Genomic DNA, 18,642 nt, shown 5'->3' with positions numbered 1-18,642 from the left:
ATGCGCTCCTATCACCTGCTGCCCCTGCTGACCGGCGTCCTGGCCGGATGCACCGTCGGCCCCAACTATGCCGGTCCGCCCAAGGCCGTTCCGGACGCCGCGACGCCTGCCGCCTTCGTACGCGCCGATGCCGGCGCCGTGACCGAAGCTCCCCCGGTAGCCGACTGGTGGAAGCCGCTCGGCGACCCGCTGCTGGACGATCTGATCGCCCGCGCCCTGGCGAACAACACCGACGTCAAGGCCGGTGAGGCCAGACTTCGCCAGGCCCGCGCCGCGCTCGGCGAGCAGCGCGCCAATTTCGCACCGAAGGCCAGCGCCTCGGCCCTGTACGCCCATGCCCATGTCCCCGGCCTCAATCTGGGTTCGAGCGACAGCGGCAGTGGGTCCGGCTCCGGCGAGGAAAGCGGCGGCGGCGGCGGCAGCACCGATCTCAATCTCTACAACCTCGGCTTCAATGCGAGCTGGGAGATCGATCTGTTCGGCGGCCAGCGCCGCGCGGTAGAGGCCGCCCGCGCCAGCCTCGAAGGCAGCGAGGCCAGCCTGGCCGACGTGCAGGTCAGCCTCTCGGCCAATGTCGCGAAGAACTATCTCGACTTGCGCGACCGCCAGCAGCGGATTGCGCTCGGAAGGCAGTCGATCGCGCTTCAGGAGGAAGCCCTCGGCCTGACCCGTCAGCGCTTCGAACGCGGCACCGCGACCGCCATGGACGTGGCACAGGCGGAAGGACAGCTTGCTTCCACCCGCGCCCAGCTCGCCCCGCTTGCCGCCGACCGCGATGCCTTCATGAACGCGCTGGCGGTGCTGACCGCGCAGGAGCCGGGCGCGCTCGACGCCAGCCTGGCCGCCGCCGGAGATATCCCGCTGCCGCCCGCCTCGGTCCCGATCGGCGATCCCGCCCGCCTGATCGCCAACCGTCCGGACATCCGCGCGGCGGAGCGCGAACTCGCGGCTGACACGGCAAAGATCGGTCAGACCGAAGCCGCACGCTTTCCGCGGCTTTCGTTCATGGGACTGATCGGTATCGGCGGCACCAAGATCAGCGATCTGAGCAAGCTGGACGATTTCACGGCTCTGGCGGCCCCCCAGTTGAGCTGGAACTTCCTCGATTTCGGCCGCAACAAGGCCAAGGTCCACCAATCCGAGGCGGTGCGCGACGAAGCCGAAGCGCGCTATCGCGGCACGGTGCTGACCGCACTGCGCGATGCCGAGGATTCGCTCGCGCGCTACCGCGAGGGCCGGGTCACGGTCGCCGCGCTCGCCCGCGCACGCGACAAGGCCGCGCTGGCCGAAAGCCTGACCGAGCAGCGCTTCCAGGCGGGCACCGCCACCAGGATCGCCCTGCTCAAGGCGCAGGACGAACGCAACGGCGCCGAGCAGAACCTCGTCTCCGCCCGCGCGACGCTCACGGCAGACTACGTTGCGATCCAGAAGGCGCTAGGCCTGGCTTGGAAATAAATAGGAAGAAGGCTCCCCTGCCTGATCGGGCGGGGGAGCCTTCACGCACCCGCGGTAAAACCGTATCAGCCGTGCCGCGAGATAAGTCGCAGGCCCGGCGTCGCCGGTCCCATCCGGAAGCGATCGGCTTCCGCCGCCAGGGCGACGATTTCCGAAGAAAGGTTGCGGGCGGCGGCCGAGGTTTCCTCGACCATTGCGGCATTCTGCTGGGTCGCGTGGTCCATCGCGCCGACCGCCGTGTTGATCTCGCCGATGGCCGCGGCCTGGGCATCGTTGTCGGCGGCGATCTGCCCGGCCAGCCGCGTCACTTCCTCGCCTGACGAAGATATCACACCGAACGCGGAATCGACCTTCCGCACCGCCTCCACCGCCACTGCTATATCGGTCTGGGTGACCCCGAGCTGGTCGCGCGCGCGCTTCGATTCTTCCTCCGCCCGCATCGCCAGAGCCGAGACGAGATCGGCCACCACCGCGAAGCCTCGCCCGGCATCGCCCGCCCGCCCCGCCTCGACAGCGGCGTTCATGGCCAGCACGCGGGTCTGGAAGGCAATCTTGTCCAGCCCCTCGATAACCCCGTCGATACCCTTGGCACTATCGCTGACACGGCTCATCGCCTGAACCGCCGCATCGGTGCGCGCACGCCCCTCCAGCACCGCGCCCATCGCCTGCTCCGAGGTCGCCACCGAGCGCGTTGCGGCCTGCGCCGTGGCCCGCAGCCGCTCGTCGATCTGCTGGATCGCCGCTGCCGTCTGTTCGAGACTGGCGGCGTTACTCTCGGTCCGCCGCGCAAGGTCTTCCGAGGCCTGCGCGATCTCGCGCGACCCCGTCAGGCTGTTCTGGGTGCTTGCCTTGACCGAGCCGAGCAGCCCCCGCAGGCTGGCCAGGGCTTCGTTGAAACTGTCCTTCAATGCCGCATATTGCACAGGATAGTCGGCAACGATGTCCGCCGTCAGATCGCCATCGGAAAGGCTGCGGAAGTTCTCGGCCATACCCTGCACGACAAGGGCGTTGCGCTGGGTCTCCTCATTGGCGGCGATTTCCGCCTGCGCCGTGGCACGGAACTGGAACATCGCCTGCGTCAACCGCCCCACGCAGTCGCGATAATCAGTGAATTCGATCGGACTTTCGAGATCGCCCGCTGCCAGTCCTTCCATGCGAACCACGGTCGTGACGTAAGGCCCAGCGATCGCCTCGCGATAGAATACGGCCAGAAGCGCGGCCACCAAGGTCGCGCCCAGCGCCACCCAGTGCGCGGCGCTTTCGCCCACGAGCAACCCCGCCCCTCCGGAAACCGCTACAAGCGCTACGAAACTGCCGAAAGAGATCAGCAATTTCAGACGGATCGGTGCATTGGCCTTGAACCATTCCATTCGGATTTCCCCCACCCCTGAGTTTCTCGCCCGGCCAGATAGAGTATCGGCGAGCGAAGCATCCTCCTGCCTTATAGAGGGGAATTGGACGCTGGTTTCAGAGCGTCACCGAATTGCAACCGAACAGGTTGTTTCGCGAAGTCGACCGCAAGGGACGGGAATAGAACTAAAAACGATTGCTTAATTACCCGAAAAGACATTTTCGTGATTGATTGCAACAGGTTCACTCAAGTCCATCGACGCGCTCTTTAGCGAGCCGATGGCTGCACGACCGCACCGAACCGGTTGCAGGCATTTCCGCGGCCAAAGCCGCCCCTCCCGTCAGCGGAGGGCCATCGGTGGACGACAAGCCCAAGCGAACTTGCGCCGCGTCCCGCGAGTGCTAGGGCAGGAGCAATACCCGAGAGGATCACCCCGATGACTACCCCCGCACCGGCCCCAGCACCGGCCCACGCACCGGCTCCATCCGCCCTTCCCAAGACCCTGTCCTGGCCGCACCTCCTGGCGCTCGGCGTCGGCTCCATCGTCGGAACCGGCATCCTGACGCTGATCGGGGTCGGCGCCGACCGCGCGGGACCGGCGGTTCTGGTGTCCTTTGCCATCGCCGGGGCCATCTGCGCCTGCGCCGCACTCGCCTATGCCGAGCTGTCGACCATGATGCCCACGGCGGGCAGCGCCTATAGCTACAGCCACAAGGTGCTGGGCAGCACGGTGGGCTGGATCGTCGGCTGGAGCCTGATCCTCGAATATTCACTGGTGGTCTCGACCGTGGCGGTCGGCTGGTCGGGCTATGCCGCGCCGCTGCTCCACGGCCTGGGCTTCCCCAAGGCGCTGACCGAAGGCCCGGAACTGGGTGGGATCATCAACCTGCCCGCCATCGTCATCATCGCAGTGGTCGCGGGGCTGCTCGCTTTCGGCACCCGCGAAAGCGCCAGGGTGAACACCGTGCTGGTGGTCATCAAGATCCTGACGCTGAGCCTCTTCGTGGCCGTCGCCCTGCCCGCCTTCGATGCCGCGAACCTTTCCCCCTTCATGCCCTTCGGCTTCGGCAAGTCGATGAGCCCGGACGGCGTGGAACGCGGCGTCATGGCCGCCGCCGCGATCATCTTCTTCGCCTTCTACGGCTTCGACGCGATCTCCACCGCCGCCGAGGAAACCCGCAATCCCGGCCGTGATCTGGTGATCGGCATCATCGGTTCGCTGGCGATCTGCACGCTCGTCTACGTACTGGTCGCTGCCGCCGCGATCGGCGCCATGCCCTTCGCGCGCTTTGCCGACAGCCCCGAACCGCTGGCACTGATCCTGCGCCAGATGAACCGCGAGGGCGTCGCCCATATCGTCGCGATCGCCGCCGTGATCGCCCTGCCCACCGTGCTTCTCGGCTTTCTCTACGGCCAAAGCCGCATCTTCCTCGCCATGGCACGCGACGGCTTCCTGCCCGCCTCGCTGGCAAAGCTCTCCTCGCGCGGGACTCCGGTACGGGTGACGACGATGACCGCCGTGATAGTGGCGATCCTGGCCGGAATCCTGCCGATCTCGGAAATCGCGGCGCTTGCCAATGCCGGGACCCTGATAGCATTCGCGGCGGTCGGCACCTGCCTGATCGTACTGCGCAAGCGCCAGCCAGAGGCCCATCGTCCGTTCCGTGTTCCCGCGGGCGTTCTCGTCGGCGCGGTGACGATCGGCGGCTGTCTCTATCTCTTCGCCAGTCTGCCGAACAAGACGCTGATCGCCTGCCTCTGCTGGAACGTGCTCGGCGGCCTGCTTTATCTGGTCCACCGCCGCCGCCGGGCCGGCTGACCGCGCCCAAGAGAGCCGTTGGCGCGAGCACAGCGGCGTGCTAGCCGCAAGCCATGCTGACCATTAGGCAGATCGAGATTTTCCGTGCGGTGATGATCACCAAGACGGTGAGTGGTGCCGCGCGGATGCTGGGCACCTCGCAGCCCGGTCTCAGCCGCATGCTCGGGCACATGGAGGACAAGCTCCATTTCCGACTGTTCGACCGCACCCGTGGAAGGCTGGTTCCCACGTCGGAGGCCCGCGTGCTGTTCGAAGAGATCGAGCAGATCTACAAGGGCTTCAGCGACCTCGAGCATGTGGTGCGCCGCCTGGCCAAGGGGGAGGATCGCACGTTCCGGGTCGGCGCCTCGCCCTCGCTGGGACATTCCGTGGTGCCCCAGATGCTCTCGCGGCTGACCACCAACTACCCCGACCTCACCATCCAGTTCGACATTCTCTCGGTGGAGCAGGCGGACGACTGGCTGGCGCTCCAGCGCGGCGACTATGCGCTGACGGTGTTCCCGATCGATCACCCCAACGTGCTCTCCAGCCGCATCGGCAACGGCCGCATGGTCTGTGCCGTTCCTGCCGGGCACCGGCTGGCGGAACGCGAGCGGATCACGGTAGCGGACCTCAAGGGCGAACGCATCCAGTCGTTCCAGGAAAACACGCCCCACGGCCGGATCATCGCCCGGATGTATGCGGATGCGGGCGAGGAACTGGAAGTCGCCACCTATATCCGCTTCGCCGAGACCGCCGTGGCCTTCGTGGCCCAGGGCATGGGCATTGCGCTGGTCGACAGCTTCACCGCGATGCAGCCCCATGCCGAGACCGTGCGCTTCCTGGAGTTCGAGTCGCCGGGCCTCCTGCCCGTCTACGTCAGCCGCAACCTCGACGTGGCGCGCACTCTGGTCGGTGAGACCTTCGAGGAAATTGCCCGCAACATCCTGATGAATTTGCCAAGAGTTATAACCCATAACATAACGCTATAAGTCACAGTCCCGCAATGTCTGGCAATGCGCCCCCGGATCAAACACCGTTGATCCAGCTCGCAAGGTTCATACAAGTCCCGGCACCGAGCGGCCGGACGACAACAGGCGCAAGGCAAGCGCCGCTGAGGATGGGAAAGGCGTTACCATGGCCAGCTACTCCGCCGCCGGATCGGTATCCGTGCGCCCTTACGTGACTGTCGGCGAGACCGCCTCGCAGAACGTCGACGGCTGGACCCCGCGGCAGGTTCTCGTGGTCGCCGTCTGCTTCCTGCTCAACATGCTGGACGGCATGGACGTGCTCATCCTCTCCTACGTCGCACCCGCCCTTTCCGCCGACTGGAAGATCAGTCCCGAAAGCCTCGGCGTCGTGTTCAGTTCCAGCCTCGCCGGTATGGCCGCAGGCGGCCTGCTGATCGCGCCGCTGGCCGACAAGTTCGGCCGCCGCAAGCTCATCATCGCCTCGCTGGTGATGATGACGGTGGCGATGTTCGGTTCGGCCATGGCGACCTCGATCGTCGAGCTGATCGTCTCGCGCTTCGTCGTCGGCATCGGCATCGGCACCGTGCTCGCCAGCATGGCCGCGCTGACCGCCGAATATGCCCCGGCCAAGCACCGCACTTTCGCGGTGGGCTTCCTCCAGGCCGGATATCCGGTCGGCGCGACGCTCACCGGCTTCATCGTCGCCCACCAGATCGACACCCACGGCTGGCAGGCCATGCTGCTCGGCGCGGCGACGCTCTGCCTGCTGGCGCTGCCGCTGGTCTGGGTGCTCCTGCCGGAATCGGTCGATTTCCTGCTGGCCCACCAGCCCAAGGGTGCGCTCGCCAAGGCCAACCGCCTGCTTGCCTCGCTCGGCCGTCCGACCCTGGAAGCCCTGCCCGAGCGCCGCGACGCCGAAGCCCACTCCGTCGGCCTGCGCGGCGTGCTCGGCGAAGGCCGCACCACTGGCACGATCCTGCTCTGGACCGCCACGATCTTCGGCTTCATGACCCTCTACTTCGTCATCAGCTGGATTCCCAAGCTCGCGGTGGAGGCAGGCCTGCCCTCGACCCAGGCGATCTACGCCGGTGCGGTCTACAACATCGGCGCCTTCATCGGCATCACCTCGATCGGCCTGATCGCCAGCCGTATCGACCTGCGCCGCCTGATCCTGCTCTACATGGTGCTCGCCGCCGTCGCCCTCGTCGTGTTCGGCGCGGTCTCGATGACGATCGCCGCAACGCTGCTGACCGCCTTCTTCATCGGCGCCTTCATCCAGGGCGGCTTCAACGGCTGCTACCCGCTCGCCACCAGCTTCTATCCGCCGCAAGTGCGCAGCACCGGCCTCGGCTGGGCCATGGGCGTCGGCCGCATCGGCGCGGTGATCGGACCGATGCTGGGCGGCGTGCTGCTGGCCGAGAAGGTGCCGCTGTCCGCGATCTTCGCGATCTTTGCAGTGCCCGCCGTACTCGCTGGCCTCGCCGTGACGTTCATCCGAATGCCCCAACAGCGCTGAGCGCTCTCTCGTTACCAAGGACCCGAAAATGACCACGCCCGCTGCGGCTCCCTCGCGCACGTCCAGCCCCCGCTCCGGCCCGCGGTCCATCCTATGCGGCCTGATCGGGTCCGGTATCGGCGGCTCGCGCAGCCCGGCCATGCACCAGACCGAGGCCAAGGCGCTCGGCCTGCCGCTGGTCTACCGCATCCTCGATAGCGACGTGATCGGCTTCGACGCCGACGACCTGGGCGATTTCCTGAAGACCATGGCCGCGCTCGGGTTCGACGGCACCAACGTCACCCACCCCTTCAAGCAGGCGGTCGTGCCTCTGATGGACGAACTGTCCGAAGCCGCCGCCAAGCTCGGCGCCGTCAACACCGTGCTGCTGCGGGACGGAAAGCTGATCGGCGACAATACCGACTGGTCCGGCTACCGCGCCAGCTTCCTCGCCTCGCTCGGCGTGCTGCCGCGTGCGAACGTGGCGATGGTCGGCGCAGGCGGCGCGGCCTCGGCAGTCGGCTATGCCCACCTCGACCTCGGCGCCCAGCGGCTGGCAATCTTCGACCCCGCCACCGAGCGCGCGCAGGCCCTCGCAGAGCGTCTCGGCGCGCTGTTCCCCGAAGCCGAAGTCATCGCCGCAAGCTCGGCGGCGGAAGCGATCTCCGGTGTGGACGGCGTGGTCCAGTGCTCGCCCGTGGGCATGCTCAGCCACCCCGGCCTGCCCTTCGACCCGGCGCTGCTGACTCGCGACATGTGGGTGTCGGACGTGATCTACTTCCCGCTCGAAACCGAACTGCTCAAGGCGGCCAAGGAAATCGGCTGCGCCACACTGAACGGCGGCGGCATGGCGGTGATGCAGGCGGCCCACGCCTTTGCGCGCTTCACCGGACAGGAGCCGGACGTGGAGCGTATGCTGGCGGACTTCGCGAAAGCCAGCAAGGCTGTTTAAGGAATAGGAAAAGCAGGGGAGCATAGCCCCCCTGCACCCCCGATACTGTCGAGGTCATGCCCAGCCTATCCGCTGTGCACTCATGGCTGCGTCGGGAGACATAATGGCTGCGCCGCAGGGATCGCACGACGGATAGGTCGTGCACAACGACGACATTCCGAGGGTCCGGGGGATCTCCTGAGCTTGTCGAAGGGCCCCGGATCTTCCTTTTTCCTTACTCGACAACCTCTTCAACTTCACGAAATCGGTTCTGCGCCGCCAGCCTGATCCCGGCATTCGGCGCACCGTAGCCCGCGTAAGTCCCAGCCCGCTCGACGAATTCAAAGAAGAACAGCTTGTCGAATGCCCGGCTGTAGAGTTGGCGATAGGCATTACCCGCGAAGTCTTCGTCGTAGAGCGCCCCGGCCCCCTCCAGCCGCGCGGCAACCTTGCCGTCGAAGCCGAAGCGGGCAACGAGATCGTCGTAGTAGTTCGCCGGAATATCAAGCATCGCCGCCCCGCGCGCGCGAACGACCGAGGCCGTGGCAAGCAGGTCGTCACTGGCGAGCGCCACATGCTGGAAGCCGCCGCCCATGCCCTGCGCCAGGAAGCGCGAGGACAGCGTCTCACGCGCATCCGAGGCATTGAGGGTCAGGCGGAACTTGCCGTCCGGCGATTGCAGTGCCTGGCTATGGACGAGGCCCGAGGGGTCGATCACATCGTTGGCATCACGGCCTTCGAGGCCGAACAGCGCGCGCCAGTAAAGCTGCCACGACAGGAACTCGTCGTTGTGGACTACGGCGGCAAGATGATCGATCGCGCGCGCGCCGGCATCGTCGGTAAGATCCTCGACCGGCACCGCCTCGAACTCGCGCGCCCAGAGCGCTTCGGCGCCGTCGTCCTCGACGAGATAGACCAGGCTACCGCCAACGCCGCGCAGCGCGGGCATGGCCATGCGGCCGGGGCGCCCCTCGGGACTGTAGGCGCGGATACCGAGCGCGGCGGCGCGCTCCATGACGGCAGCGGCATCCTTAACCCGCACGCCGATCGCGCAGATCGAGGTGCCGTGGACGATGCGGTAGGACTTGGCGAAGCCCTTGGGCTCGGCGTTGATGACGAGGTTGACGTTGCCCTGCCGCCAGCGCGTGACCTTCTTGGTGCGATGGGTGCCGCCATGCGCGAAGCCGAGCGTGTGGAACGTGTGTCCGAGCCGCGCAATGTCGTCGCCGGTGGCGGTGAACTCGACGAACTCGGCGCCCAGCGGCGGCTGCGGCGCGGGCATCGTGGTCGGCTGATCGAGCAGGCGCCGGGCCGCATCGCGGACATATTCGAGCGAGCGATGCCCGTCCTGCGCGACGAGGCGCGAGGAAATCGAGCGGAAGCGGTCGTTGAAGATCTCCAGCGAGAGCGGCCCGTCGTAGCCGGTGCGCAGGATTTCGGCGACGTAGCCCGGCAGGTCGAGACCGCCCTGCCCCGGCAGGTTGCGGAAGTGGCGGCTCCAGTAGAGCAGGTCCATGTCGAGCAGCGGCGCGTCGGCCAGCTGGACGTAGACGATCTTGTCGCCGGGAATGTCGCGGATGCTCTCGCTGGGGATGCGGCGCGAAAGCGAGTGGAAGCTGTCGAGAATGATGCCGATGGCGGGGTGGTCGACCTGCTTGACGATCGACCAGACGTCGCGGTGGTCGTTGACATGGCGCCCCCAGGCCAGCGCCTCGTAGCCGACGAGAATGCCGCGGGCGGCGGCCCGCTCGCCCAGTTCGCGGAAATCGTCGACGATGCGCGCGTGGTCGCCCAGCGAATGGGGCGAGCAGTTGGAGCAGACCAGAATGCGGTCGGTGCCGAGTTCGCTCATCAGGTCGAACTTGCGCTCGGCGCGGTCCATGGCGCGGGCGCGCATGTCGCCGGGCATGCCCTCGAAATCGCGGAACGGCTGGTAGAGCGAACAATGGATGCCGAGATCATCCATCATCGCGCGCACTTCGCGCGGGCGCAGGGCCGAGCCGATCAGGTCGTTCTCGAAGATCTCGACGCTGTCGAAGCCCGCGTCAGCCGCGGCCTTGAGCTTTTCTTCGAGCGTGCCGCGCAGCGAGACGGTGGCGATGGCGTTGGTGTCGGCCTTGGACATGGCGATCTTCCCGGAATTGTGATCCCTGCAATATCGTCTCGGAATGCCCACGATTGAAGCGGGATCGATTCAGTCTCCCATGCCATCTTGTTATGGAGAGACGGCAAATTCGCTCCATTCAGTATCATCCTCAATAGCGGCTGAGCAGTCGATCCACGCTGGCATGGGCCTTGCGACCATCCTTGCACTCGCCGGTCTCCTCTTCCAGCATCTGGCGCAGGCGTTCGATTTCCTCGACACTGAGATGCTCGATGCCGATGAAGTCGTCCCGTGCCGTTTCCAGCGCCCGCAGCAGTTCGTCGAGCTTGGCCTGAAGCGCTGCGGCATCGCGGTTCTGGCTGTTCTGGATCAGGAACACCATCAGGAACGTGACGATGGTGGTGCCGGTGTTGATGACGAGCTGCCAGGTGTCCGACCATTTGAACACAGGCCCCGAAATCGCCCAGACAACCACCACCAGCAAGGCGATAATGAACGTCTGCGCCTTGCCTGCCGCATCGGCTACGAAATTGGCGAAGGCAGTGAAGGACTTGCGCATGATGAAGCTCCCGCTGGCTGCGTGAGGAACGCTCCGGTGTGTGCCGGCGTTCCCTTCCCATCGCCCGGAGAGCGACAAGGCGAAAACCATATCCAATTCGGTGGTTTTACGGGGTGGCCAGATTTCTCCGCCGGGAGCATGAGGCGATCAGGGCGGCAGGAAACGGCATGCGCATAGCGACGATCACCAACTGGGCTTACGGGGCGACGGTCTGCCTGACGATCGCCGCAGGCGTAACCATGGTCATGGCCTCCAATGCCGACAAGGTGGAACGCGAGGCCGTCCGCCAACGCGACCTGTTCGACCAGCTCGCCTTCGAAGTCGAAGCGGACGAAGCCCAGCTTACCGATCAGGCGCGGCTGGCAGCCGTCACCGGCGACCCCAGCCACGAGATCGCCTATAACCGGACGCTGGCCGCAATCGGGCCTGTCGAGCAGCGACTTGCCAAGCTCAAGGACAACGGCGCCAAAGAGGAGGAACTGCGCTCGCTGGAGGAAGGGCTGCGCTGGGCGGCGACCCTTCAGGACGAACAGAAGGCTGCGATCGCCGCAATCAAGGCAGGAGACGAACTGACCGCCCACAAGATCATTTTCGGCGCCGAGTACGAGCGCGAACTGGAACGCGTGCACTTCCTGCTCGGCCGTTTCCGTTACATGCTCGACAATCGATCCGACCGCGCGATCGAGGAAGCCAGCCGCGCCTCGCAGCGCCTGCGCACGGTTTCGGAAGTCATGGTGGCGATCACCGCCGTGCTGTTCCTGTTCGTGCTGGGCTTCGTGCTCAAGCGCCGGATCCTGAAGCCGGTGGTCAAGCTGAGCGACGTGGTGAATCGGCTGGCAGACCAGGACTATGCGGTGGAGCCCCCGCAGCTTTCCCAGATCGACGAGATCGGCGACATGGCCCATGCCATCCGCGTCTTCCGCGAGAACGGTATCGAGCGCCAGCGGCTGGAGCGCGAGCGCGATGCCGACTGGCACGTCCGCGACCTGTTGTCGCGTATGACCCAGCGCTTGCAAGGCTGCGAATCCGTGGCGGACCTGTTCGAGGTCGTGCGCCTGTTCGCCCCGCGGATCGCGCCGGAGCTTGCCGGGCGCCTCTACACGCTCGACACCCGGCTGGGGATGATGGCCTGCGCATCCGAATGGCAGTCGCCCCACGGCAGCGATGCGGCCTTCACTCCCGACGATTGCTGGGCGCTTCGGCGCGGGCAGTCGCACATGCCCGGCGGCGACCTCGTGGACGTGCCCTGCAAGCATGTCCCGCCCGAAACCGCCGAGGCCACCGTCTGCGTGCCGCTTACCGCCCAGGGCGAGACGATCGGCCTGCTGGTGCTGGAAAACATGGCGGGCCGAAACGCCGCGGATCGGCGGGGACCCAACGGGAACATCCAGGTCTATATCGAGCTGATGTCGGAAACGGTGGGGCTGGCGCTCGCCAATCTCAAACTGCGCGATGCGCTCCATGAAAAGGCGCTGTTCGATGCGCTGACGGGACTGCGCAATCGGCACGAGTTGGCCGATACCCTGCGCCGCAACGTCGCCCAGGCCGATGCCTCGAAGACGCCGCTGAGCTGCCTCATGGTGGATATCGACCACTTCAAGCAGCTCAACGACCGCCACGGCCACGACGCCGGGGACATGACGATCCGTTCGGTCGCCGGTGCCCTCGACAATGCGGTGCGCGAGGACGGCATCGCCTTCCGCTACGGCGGCGAAGAGTTCCTGCTGCTGCTACCCGGCTGCGACCGCGACCGAGCACTCGATCGCGCCCGCCTGATCCAGGAGCGCATACTGGCCATGACGCTGGTGCATGACGGCATGCCGCTCGGCCCGGTCTCGGTCTCGATCGGCGTCGCCACTTATCCGGACCATGGCCCTGCGCATATGCTGATCGCCACGGCCGACGCGGCCCTGTTGCGCGCCAAGGACGAAGGCCGCAACCGGATCGTGCAGGCAGGCGAGAACAACGAAAAGACAGCCTCTGCCGCCACCGGCTGAATGGGTCGCTCTTCGCCGCGTCTTCCGCAAGGGATTGCTTAGCCGCGTCGCGCCCCTATGTTTGCGAATGATTCGCAAATAAGGTTTGGTAATGAAGCAAACAGAAGCGGCGGAAGCCGGGATTCACAGGGTTTCCGACTGGAGCGGTTCCACCGGCGACAACTGGGTCTCGAACCAGATCCGGCTCGATGCGATGCTGGAAGTCTTCGGCACCGAAGCGCTTGCCGCCGCCGCTCCGGCCATGGGCGAGCGTGTGCTCGACATCGGCTGCGGCGCGGGTGCGACCAGCTTCGCGCTGGCCCGCAAGGTCGGCCCGGACGGACAGGTACTCGGCGTCGATATCTCACAGGCCTTGCTGGACCAGGCACGCCGGATCGCTCCCGCCGATATCTCCGTTTCGTTCGAGCGGGCAGATGCGGGCGAAGCGCCGCTGCCACAGGCAGCCTTCGACCTGTTGTTCTCCCGCTTCGGCGTGATGTTCTTCGACGACCCCGCCCGCGCCTTCACGCATATGCGCCGAGCCCTGAAACCGGGAGGGCGGCTCGCCTTCGTCTGCTGGCGCGGAGCGAAGGAGAACGACTGGGTACGCCTGCCGATGGGTGCGATCGAGGACTTGATCCCCATTCAGCCGCCTGCGGATCCCGAAGCTCCCGGCCCGTTTTCCTTCGGCGACCAGGCCCGCATCGAGCGCATCCTCGGCCAGGCTGGCTTTGCCGATGTGGCGACCCGCCCTTTCGACCACGACATCCCCTTCGGGCGCGGCGAGAACCGCAACGCCGCGCTGGACGATGCCGTGGCCATGGCGTTTGCAGTCGGCCCGCTGTCCCGCGCACTGGCCGACCGGCCAGAGTGCCTGCGTGAGCGCGCAGCCTCAGCCGTGCGCGAGGCTTTCGAGCGGCGCCCCGGCGAAACCTCGGTGATGATCGATGGTGCAGCGTGGATTGTCACCGCACGCAATCCGGCGGCTTGAGATGTCCAGCTGTCGGGTTTCGCCCATCATCGGGACGTTGCAAGCAGCCTTTCGCGGACGGGAGGCGACAAGGTGGACTGCGAGACCGCGCAATTTCAGAACATCGCGCGCACGCCGAAAACCGCCGAAACGCCGGACATATCCTCACCCGCAGCCCGTGCGATCCGGGCGGTTCCGCCCAGCTTGCGCTCCCAATTTACCCTCACATAAGGTGCCAGTGAACGGTTGCGTTCGTAACGACGCCGGGTGCCCAGTTCGAGACGTTCGAAGCCCGCTCCCACGCCCAGCGCCGGTACGTCCTGAAACGCGAAATCCACCTCGGCCTCGGGTTCGACCACCTGCGACTGGATGATGCGCTGCGTATAGCCTGCCTTACCGCGCGCATGGATGTCGTCCTTTTTCGAGACAAGCAACAGGGCTTGCAACTCGAACCAGTAGGGCGCCAGCCCCTCGATACCGACCAGCGCATAAGTACGCTGCGGATCGGGCCGGAAGTCCTGTCGCATACCGAGTTGCAGGTTGAACCAGGGATCTAGCGCATGGCGCCAGTAGACATTTAGCTCGATGCGTTCGGCCCGCTCGCCGAACATACCCTCGCCCTCGCTGGCGAGCACGATCCGGTCGATATCACCGCCATATCAGGCCTGTCCTTCCCAACCGATTCCATCGCCACCTTTGCCAATACGGAATTCGAGTTGGTCTTGCCGCTGTCGGTCTTTTCAAACAGCTCGAAATTACGATACTTCGCAGTGGCGCCGATTTGCGTGGCGTCCAAAGTGCTGTTGATGGTGCTTCCCAGGCGCACGATGTCCGTCGTGCTACCGCTGGCGATGACATTGCCGTTGATCAGCGATCCGTCCTGCAATTCCAGGGTCAACTGGCTGCTGGCACTGGTGCCCATGTCGATCGCAGTGTCACCGCCATCGCCTGCCGAGATGACCCCGCTATTGATGATCGTCGCGATCCAGGGCGACGTGCCCACGAGACCGATGGCGGCGGACAGATTACCACCCTCCAGCGTACCGGTGTTGGTAATGGTTGCCCGGCCCAGCCCGGTGCCGCCAATGGCTTTGCGCAAACGGGAGTGTCGAAAATGGTGGAGTTCCCGCCAGCACGATAGGCTCGCCGATCAAGCCCTATTCTCTCACCTGCCTCGAATGCACTCGCAAGAAATGTTGGGTCGGGTAGCGACTTCTACCTCAGGTCCGAGACCACGAAGCTGCCGGACTGAAATGGCCAGACTTGTCCGTTCGGGAGCAGGACACCGCAAACCTTCTCTGTCCGCTCCGGCCGATAGCCGTCGTTCACTGATGCGCTCGTGAACGGCAGAATTGTTCCAGGTTGCGGCGTTCGTTCTCGGCCCAACCGACCCTTTGTCGCCATTCAGCCGCCAATTTTTCGTTCCTAGGTGCGGTCCGTCCGCTAATCCATGTTTCTGTCATTCAGCATTTGCCCAGTCGCCCCAAGATTAGCGCCACGATGCTACACATTGAAATATATTTCCATTGAATCGCAGAGGTCATCGAACCGTCACGACTTTGACGGCGAAACGTCATGCATGGTTCCTAGTGGGGCCCCAACATAAAAATCTCTTCGGGTCACATCTCACATGCGTATCACCAAGCGGGCCTTGGCGTCGTCGACGTCGGCCATCCTGTTCGCGGCCATCGCACTTCCCGCATCCGCCCAAACCGAGCCGGATGCCGAGGCTGGCGTCAGAGGTGAGGACATCGTCGTCACCGGCAGCTACGCCCGCAGCCTGCGCGCCGCGACCGAGGCCAAGCGCACCGCATCGTACCAGGTCGATTCGATCAACTCGACCGACATCGGCAAGTTCCCCACCCAGAACGTCGCCGAGGCACTGCAGCTGGTCACCGGCGTCGCGATCACCCGTCCGCGTGGCGAGGGCCTGAACGTCAGTGTGCGCGGCCTTGGTCCACAGTTCCAGAACACCCTGCTGAACGGCAGCCCGGTGGCGGTGAACGAAGTGATCGAGAACGGCGGCGCCGCCGGTCGCCAGTTCCGCTTCGAGATGCTCCCAGCCGAGTTCACCTCCAGCATCGACGTCATCAAGACGCCCACCGGCGACATGACCGAAGGCGCGCTGGGCGGCAACATCAACGTCAAGACCTTCGAGCCGTTCGACGTCGGCACCAAGACCACGCTCAACGTGCGCGGCACCTACACCGAGCAGACCGGCAAGGTGAAGCCGAACGCCACCCTGATCACCAGCTGGGTCAACAACGACGACACCTTCGGCATCCTCGTCGGCGGCCAGTACTGGGCCAAGGACGTGCGCAACGACCGCTGGTACAACGCCGGCTGGTACAAGGACCGCTTCGCCTCACAGCTGGGCCAGACCGGTCTCTACCTGCCCACCCGTACCCGCGCGACGGTCGAGACCGAAAAGCGCGAGCGCATCTCGGGCATGCTGTCGATGCAGTGGCGCCCGAACCCGGAAATGACGACGACGCTGAACGTCCTCGCCACCCGCCTCGACGTGGCTTACGACGAATACGGCCTCGACATCTATCCCGACGACAGCAGCGTCGTCGGTCACCGTCCCACCATCGTCCCGGGCAGCGTCGTGCTCGATGGCGATACCGTGGTGAAGGCGACGATCAACGACGTGCGCTTCATGGCCTCGCGCGAGTACAGCCTTAACCGCCACGACCTGTTCAACGTCGGCCTGCGCCAGACGTGGGATCATGACGCCTGGCATGTCGCCGGCACCGTCAACTGGTCCTACGCGCACAGCTACCACCCCAGCTACGACGTGGGCACCGTGCGCAGCCGCGCCATGTTCTTCGCGCCGCTGACCTATGACGCGACGCGCGGCTACAAGGAAGTGCCGGACTTCAACACCACGATCGATCCCACCAATCCGGCCAACTACCAGCTCTACCAGTTCAACATCGCGCCCAAGAACAGCAAGGACTGGAACTTCTACACCCGCGCCGACGTCGCCCACGATTTCGAGGGTGTCATCTCCAAGCTGGCGGTCGGCGGCGAGTACCAGTTCCGCAAGCGCGACTATTCGCGCCGCGATTTCATCGTCAACCCGGTAGCCGGCACGCCGCTGTCAAGCCTGGGTTCGGGTGCCTACGAGCAACTGCCGTTCGACGACTATCTGCAGGGCCTGGGCGGCAACATTCCGCGCAACTTCCTGGTCCCGGTGACGAGCGCCTATCTCGACGCCTTCTTCACCCCCACGGTCGAGAACTCGGCGCTGACCCCGGCGGATTTGGCCGCCTCGTTCCGCACCACCGAGAAGATCCTGAGCGCCTACGCCCGCGCCGACTACGACTTCTCACTGGGTTCGGTGGCGGTCACCGGCAACATCGGCGTGCGCTATGTCCACACCGACCAGGTCGCGGGCGGCAACCTGCGCAGCGGCGACGCGATCACCCCGGTCAAGTACCCCAAGACGTTCAACAACGTCCTGCCCAGCTTCAATTTGCGCGCCGAGCTGACGCCCTCTCTCGTCGGCCGCCTCAGCGCCAGCCGCGTGCTGACCCGTCCGAACGTGACCGACAGCGCCCCGCGCATCACCATCTCGACCGACGCGCCGACCGCCAGCGGCGGCAACCCGGACCTCGTGCCGTTCCTCGCCACCCAATTCGACGGGTCGCTGGAGTGGTACTTCAACAAGTCCGGCTCGCTCACCGGCGCGGTGTTCTACAAGTCGATGGACGACTACATCACCCAGCAGAACGTGCCGATCGACATTCCGGGTCGCGGCACGGTGCAGCTGAGCACGCAGGTGAACGGTGGTGACGCCAAGGTCTACGGCTTCGAGACCGCCTACCAGCAGGTGTTCACCTTCCTGCCGCAGCCGTTCAACGGCCTAGGCTTCCAGGCATCCTACACCCGCACTTCGGTCAAGGCGAACTACACCGCCGGTTCGCGCGTCATCAAGGACGAGATGATCGGCCTGTCGAAGAACAGCTTCAACGTGGTCGGCTTCTTCGAAAAGGGCCCGATCTCGACCCGCCTGTCCTACGTCTGGCGCGACCGTTATCTGTCGGGCACCGGCAGCACTACGCAGGCGCCGACCTATACCGCGGCATTCGGTTCGCTCGACGGGTCGATCGCCTATCGCCTGACCAGTAACGTCACGCTCAGCCTCGAGGCGATCAACATCGCCAAGGCTCGCCAGTACACATACAACGACCTGCCGATCCGTTACGGCGACATCAACGACTACGGCCGCACGATCCTGTTCGGCGCGCGGGCGGAATTCTGATGCTGCGCGCGGCGTTTCTCGCAGCGCTGATGGTCGGGGGGGCGATGGCCTCCCCGGTATTGGCGAAGGACGCGGAGGCTTCCGGGCCGCTGCGCATGAACGACATCCAGGTGGTCGGCTCGCACAACAGCTTCAAGACGCGGATTCCCGCAGCCGTGATGGCGGAACTGCGCCGCCGCGATCCGAAGATGGCCGAGGCGCTGGACTACTACCACCTGCCGCTGTCCGCCCAGCTCGATGCCGGCGTGCGTCAGCTGGAGATCGACATCTTCGCCGATCCCGAGGGCGGCCGCTATGCCGCCCCCAAGGGCGAGGCGCTGCTCTCTCCGACCGAGCGGACCCGGGCGAGGCAGGAGGGCTTCGACGAGGCCGCGTTGCGCAAGCCCGGCTACAAGGTGCTGCACATTCCCGACGTCGACTATCGCGTCGTGTGCCCCACCCTGGTCGCCTGCCTCACCGAAGTGAACGCGTGGTCGCGGGCGCACCCCGGCCATCTGCCGATCATGCTGACTCTCAACGCCGCCGATACCGCGAACACGCACGAAATCACGCAGCCGCTGCCGCTCGACGATGCGCGCCTGCTCGATGCACTGGACGCCGAAATCCGCAAGGCGCTGCCGGGCAAACGCCTCATCACCCCCGACGAAGTGCGCGGCGACGCGGCCACGCTCGCAGGGGCGGTGACGACGAAGGGCTGGCCCACGCTGAAGGCGGCACGCGGACGGATCTACGTCCTGTTCGATGTGCGTCAGGCCGTCTCCGACG

14 protein-coding genes are annotated in these 18,642 nt (G+C 65.6%); 9 read left to right on the top strand and 5 right to left on the bottom strand.

What is annotated here, in order from left to right; genetic code table 11:
• Window positions 1–1,455, top strand: coding sequence for an efflux transporter outer membrane subunit (locus V7066_RS16990; RefSeq protein WP_334184171.1), 1,455 nt, complete (start codon window positions 1–3; stop codon window positions 1,453–1,455).
• A 65-nt stretch (window positions 1,456–1,520) separates the two neighbouring features.
• Here V7066_RS16990 and V7066_RS16985 read toward each other — a convergent pair whose 3' ends face one another.
• The gene (locus tag V7066_RS16985; RefSeq protein ID WP_334184170.1) at window positions 1,521–2,825 is read right to left on the bottom strand and encodes a methyl-accepting chemotaxis protein; all 1,305 of its coding nucleotides are present in this window, start codon (window positions 2,823–2,825) and stop codon (window positions 1,521–1,523) included.
• 417 nt (window positions 2,826–3,242) lie between these two features.
• On the opposite strand from V7066_RS16985, the gene V7066_RS16980 reads away from it, so the two are divergent.
• The 4 genes from V7066_RS16980 (at window position 3,243) to aroE (ending at window position 8,022) form a co-directional block, all read left to right on the top strand.
• Window positions 3,243–4,625, top strand: coding sequence for an amino acid permease (locus V7066_RS16980; protein ID WP_334184169.1), 1,383 nt, complete (start codon window positions 3,243–3,245; stop codon window positions 4,623–4,625).
• Window positions 4,626–4,678: 53 nt separating this feature from the next.
• Window positions 4,679–5,596, top strand: a complete 918-nt coding sequence (locus V7066_RS16975) for a LysR family transcriptional regulator (RefSeq protein ID WP_334184168.1) — start codon at window positions 4,679–4,681, stop codon at window positions 5,594–5,596.
• A 145-nt stretch (window positions 5,597–5,741) separates the two neighbouring features.
• Complete coding sequence (locus V7066_RS16970; protein ID WP_334184167.1) at window positions 5,742–7,091, top strand: MFS transporter; 1,350 nt, start codon at window positions 5,742–5,744, stop codon at window positions 7,089–7,091.
• 28 nt (window positions 7,092–7,119) lie between these two features.
• The gene (gene aroE / locus V7066_RS16965) at window positions 7,120–8,022 is read left to right on the top strand and encodes a shikimate dehydrogenase (protein WP_334184166.1); all 903 of its coding nucleotides are present in this window, start codon (window positions 7,120–7,122) and stop codon (window positions 8,020–8,022) included.
• 214 nt (window positions 8,023–8,236) lie between these two features.
• Here aroE and V7066_RS16960 read toward each other — a convergent pair whose 3' ends face one another.
• A complete protein-coding gene (locus V7066_RS16960; protein WP_334184165.1) occupies window positions 8,237–10,126 on the bottom strand; it encodes a bifunctional sugar phosphate isomerase/epimerase/4-hydroxyphenylpyruvate dioxygenase family protein in 1,890 nt (629 codons plus the stop codon).
• Between the two features lie 130 nt (window positions 10,127–10,256).
• Window positions 10,257–10,664, bottom strand: a complete 408-nt coding sequence (locus tag V7066_RS16955; RefSeq protein WP_334184164.1) for a low affinity iron permease family protein — start codon at window positions 10,662–10,664, stop codon at window positions 10,257–10,259.
• A 167-nt stretch (window positions 10,665–10,831) separates the two neighbouring features.
• Between V7066_RS16955 and V7066_RS16950 the strand changes: the two genes are divergently transcribed.
• Together V7066_RS16950 and V7066_RS16945 are read left to right on the top strand one after the other, a co-directional pair.
• Window positions 10,832–12,661, top strand: a complete 1,830-nt coding sequence (locus V7066_RS16950) for a sensor domain-containing diguanylate cyclase (RefSeq protein WP_334184163.1) — start codon at window positions 10,832–10,834, stop codon at window positions 12,659–12,661.
• 91 nt (window positions 12,662–12,752) lie between these two features.
• Window positions 12,753–13,631 carry a class I SAM-dependent methyltransferase gene (locus tag V7066_RS16945; RefSeq protein ID WP_334184162.1) on the top strand — a complete coding sequence of 293 codons (879 nt, stop codon included), beginning with the start codon at window positions 12,753–12,755 and terminating at the stop codon, window positions 13,629–13,631.
• Between the two features lie 95 nt (window positions 13,632–13,726).
• On the opposite strand, the gene V7066_RS16940 is transcribed toward V7066_RS16945, so the two are convergent.
• Together V7066_RS16940 and V7066_RS16935 are read right to left on the bottom strand one after the other, a co-directional pair.
• A complete protein-coding gene (locus V7066_RS16940; RefSeq protein WP_334184161.1) occupies window positions 13,727–14,221 on the bottom strand; it encodes a copper resistance protein B in 495 nt (164 codons plus the stop codon).
• A complete protein-coding gene (locus tag V7066_RS16935) occupies window positions 14,188–14,709 on the bottom strand; it encodes a hypothetical protein (protein WP_334184160.1) in 522 nt (173 codons plus the stop codon). The genes V7066_RS16940 and V7066_RS16935 overlap by 34 nt, the downstream gene beginning before the upstream one ends.
• A gap of 531 nt (window positions 14,710–15,240) precedes the next feature.
• Between V7066_RS16935 and V7066_RS16930 the strand changes: the two genes are divergently transcribed.
• Window positions 15,241–17,877, top strand: a complete 2,637-nt coding sequence (locus tag V7066_RS16930) for a TonB-dependent receptor (RefSeq protein WP_334184159.1) — start codon at window positions 15,241–15,243, stop codon at window positions 17,875–17,877.
• Window positions 17,877–18,642 (top strand): Ca2+-dependent phosphoinositide-specific phospholipase C (locus tag V7066_RS16925; RefSeq protein WP_334184158.1); only part of this gene is annotated, 766 nt, incomplete at its 3' end. The genes V7066_RS16930 and V7066_RS16925, both read left to right, overlap by 1 nt.

The sequence above is a fragment of the Novosphingobium sp. genome (assembly GCF_036820275.1).
In the GTDB taxonomy this organism is placed as follows: domain Bacteria; phylum Pseudomonadota; class Alphaproteobacteria; order Sphingomonadales; family Sphingomonadaceae; genus Novosphingobium.
This window is presented reverse-complemented; position numbering and strand designations above follow the sequence as displayed.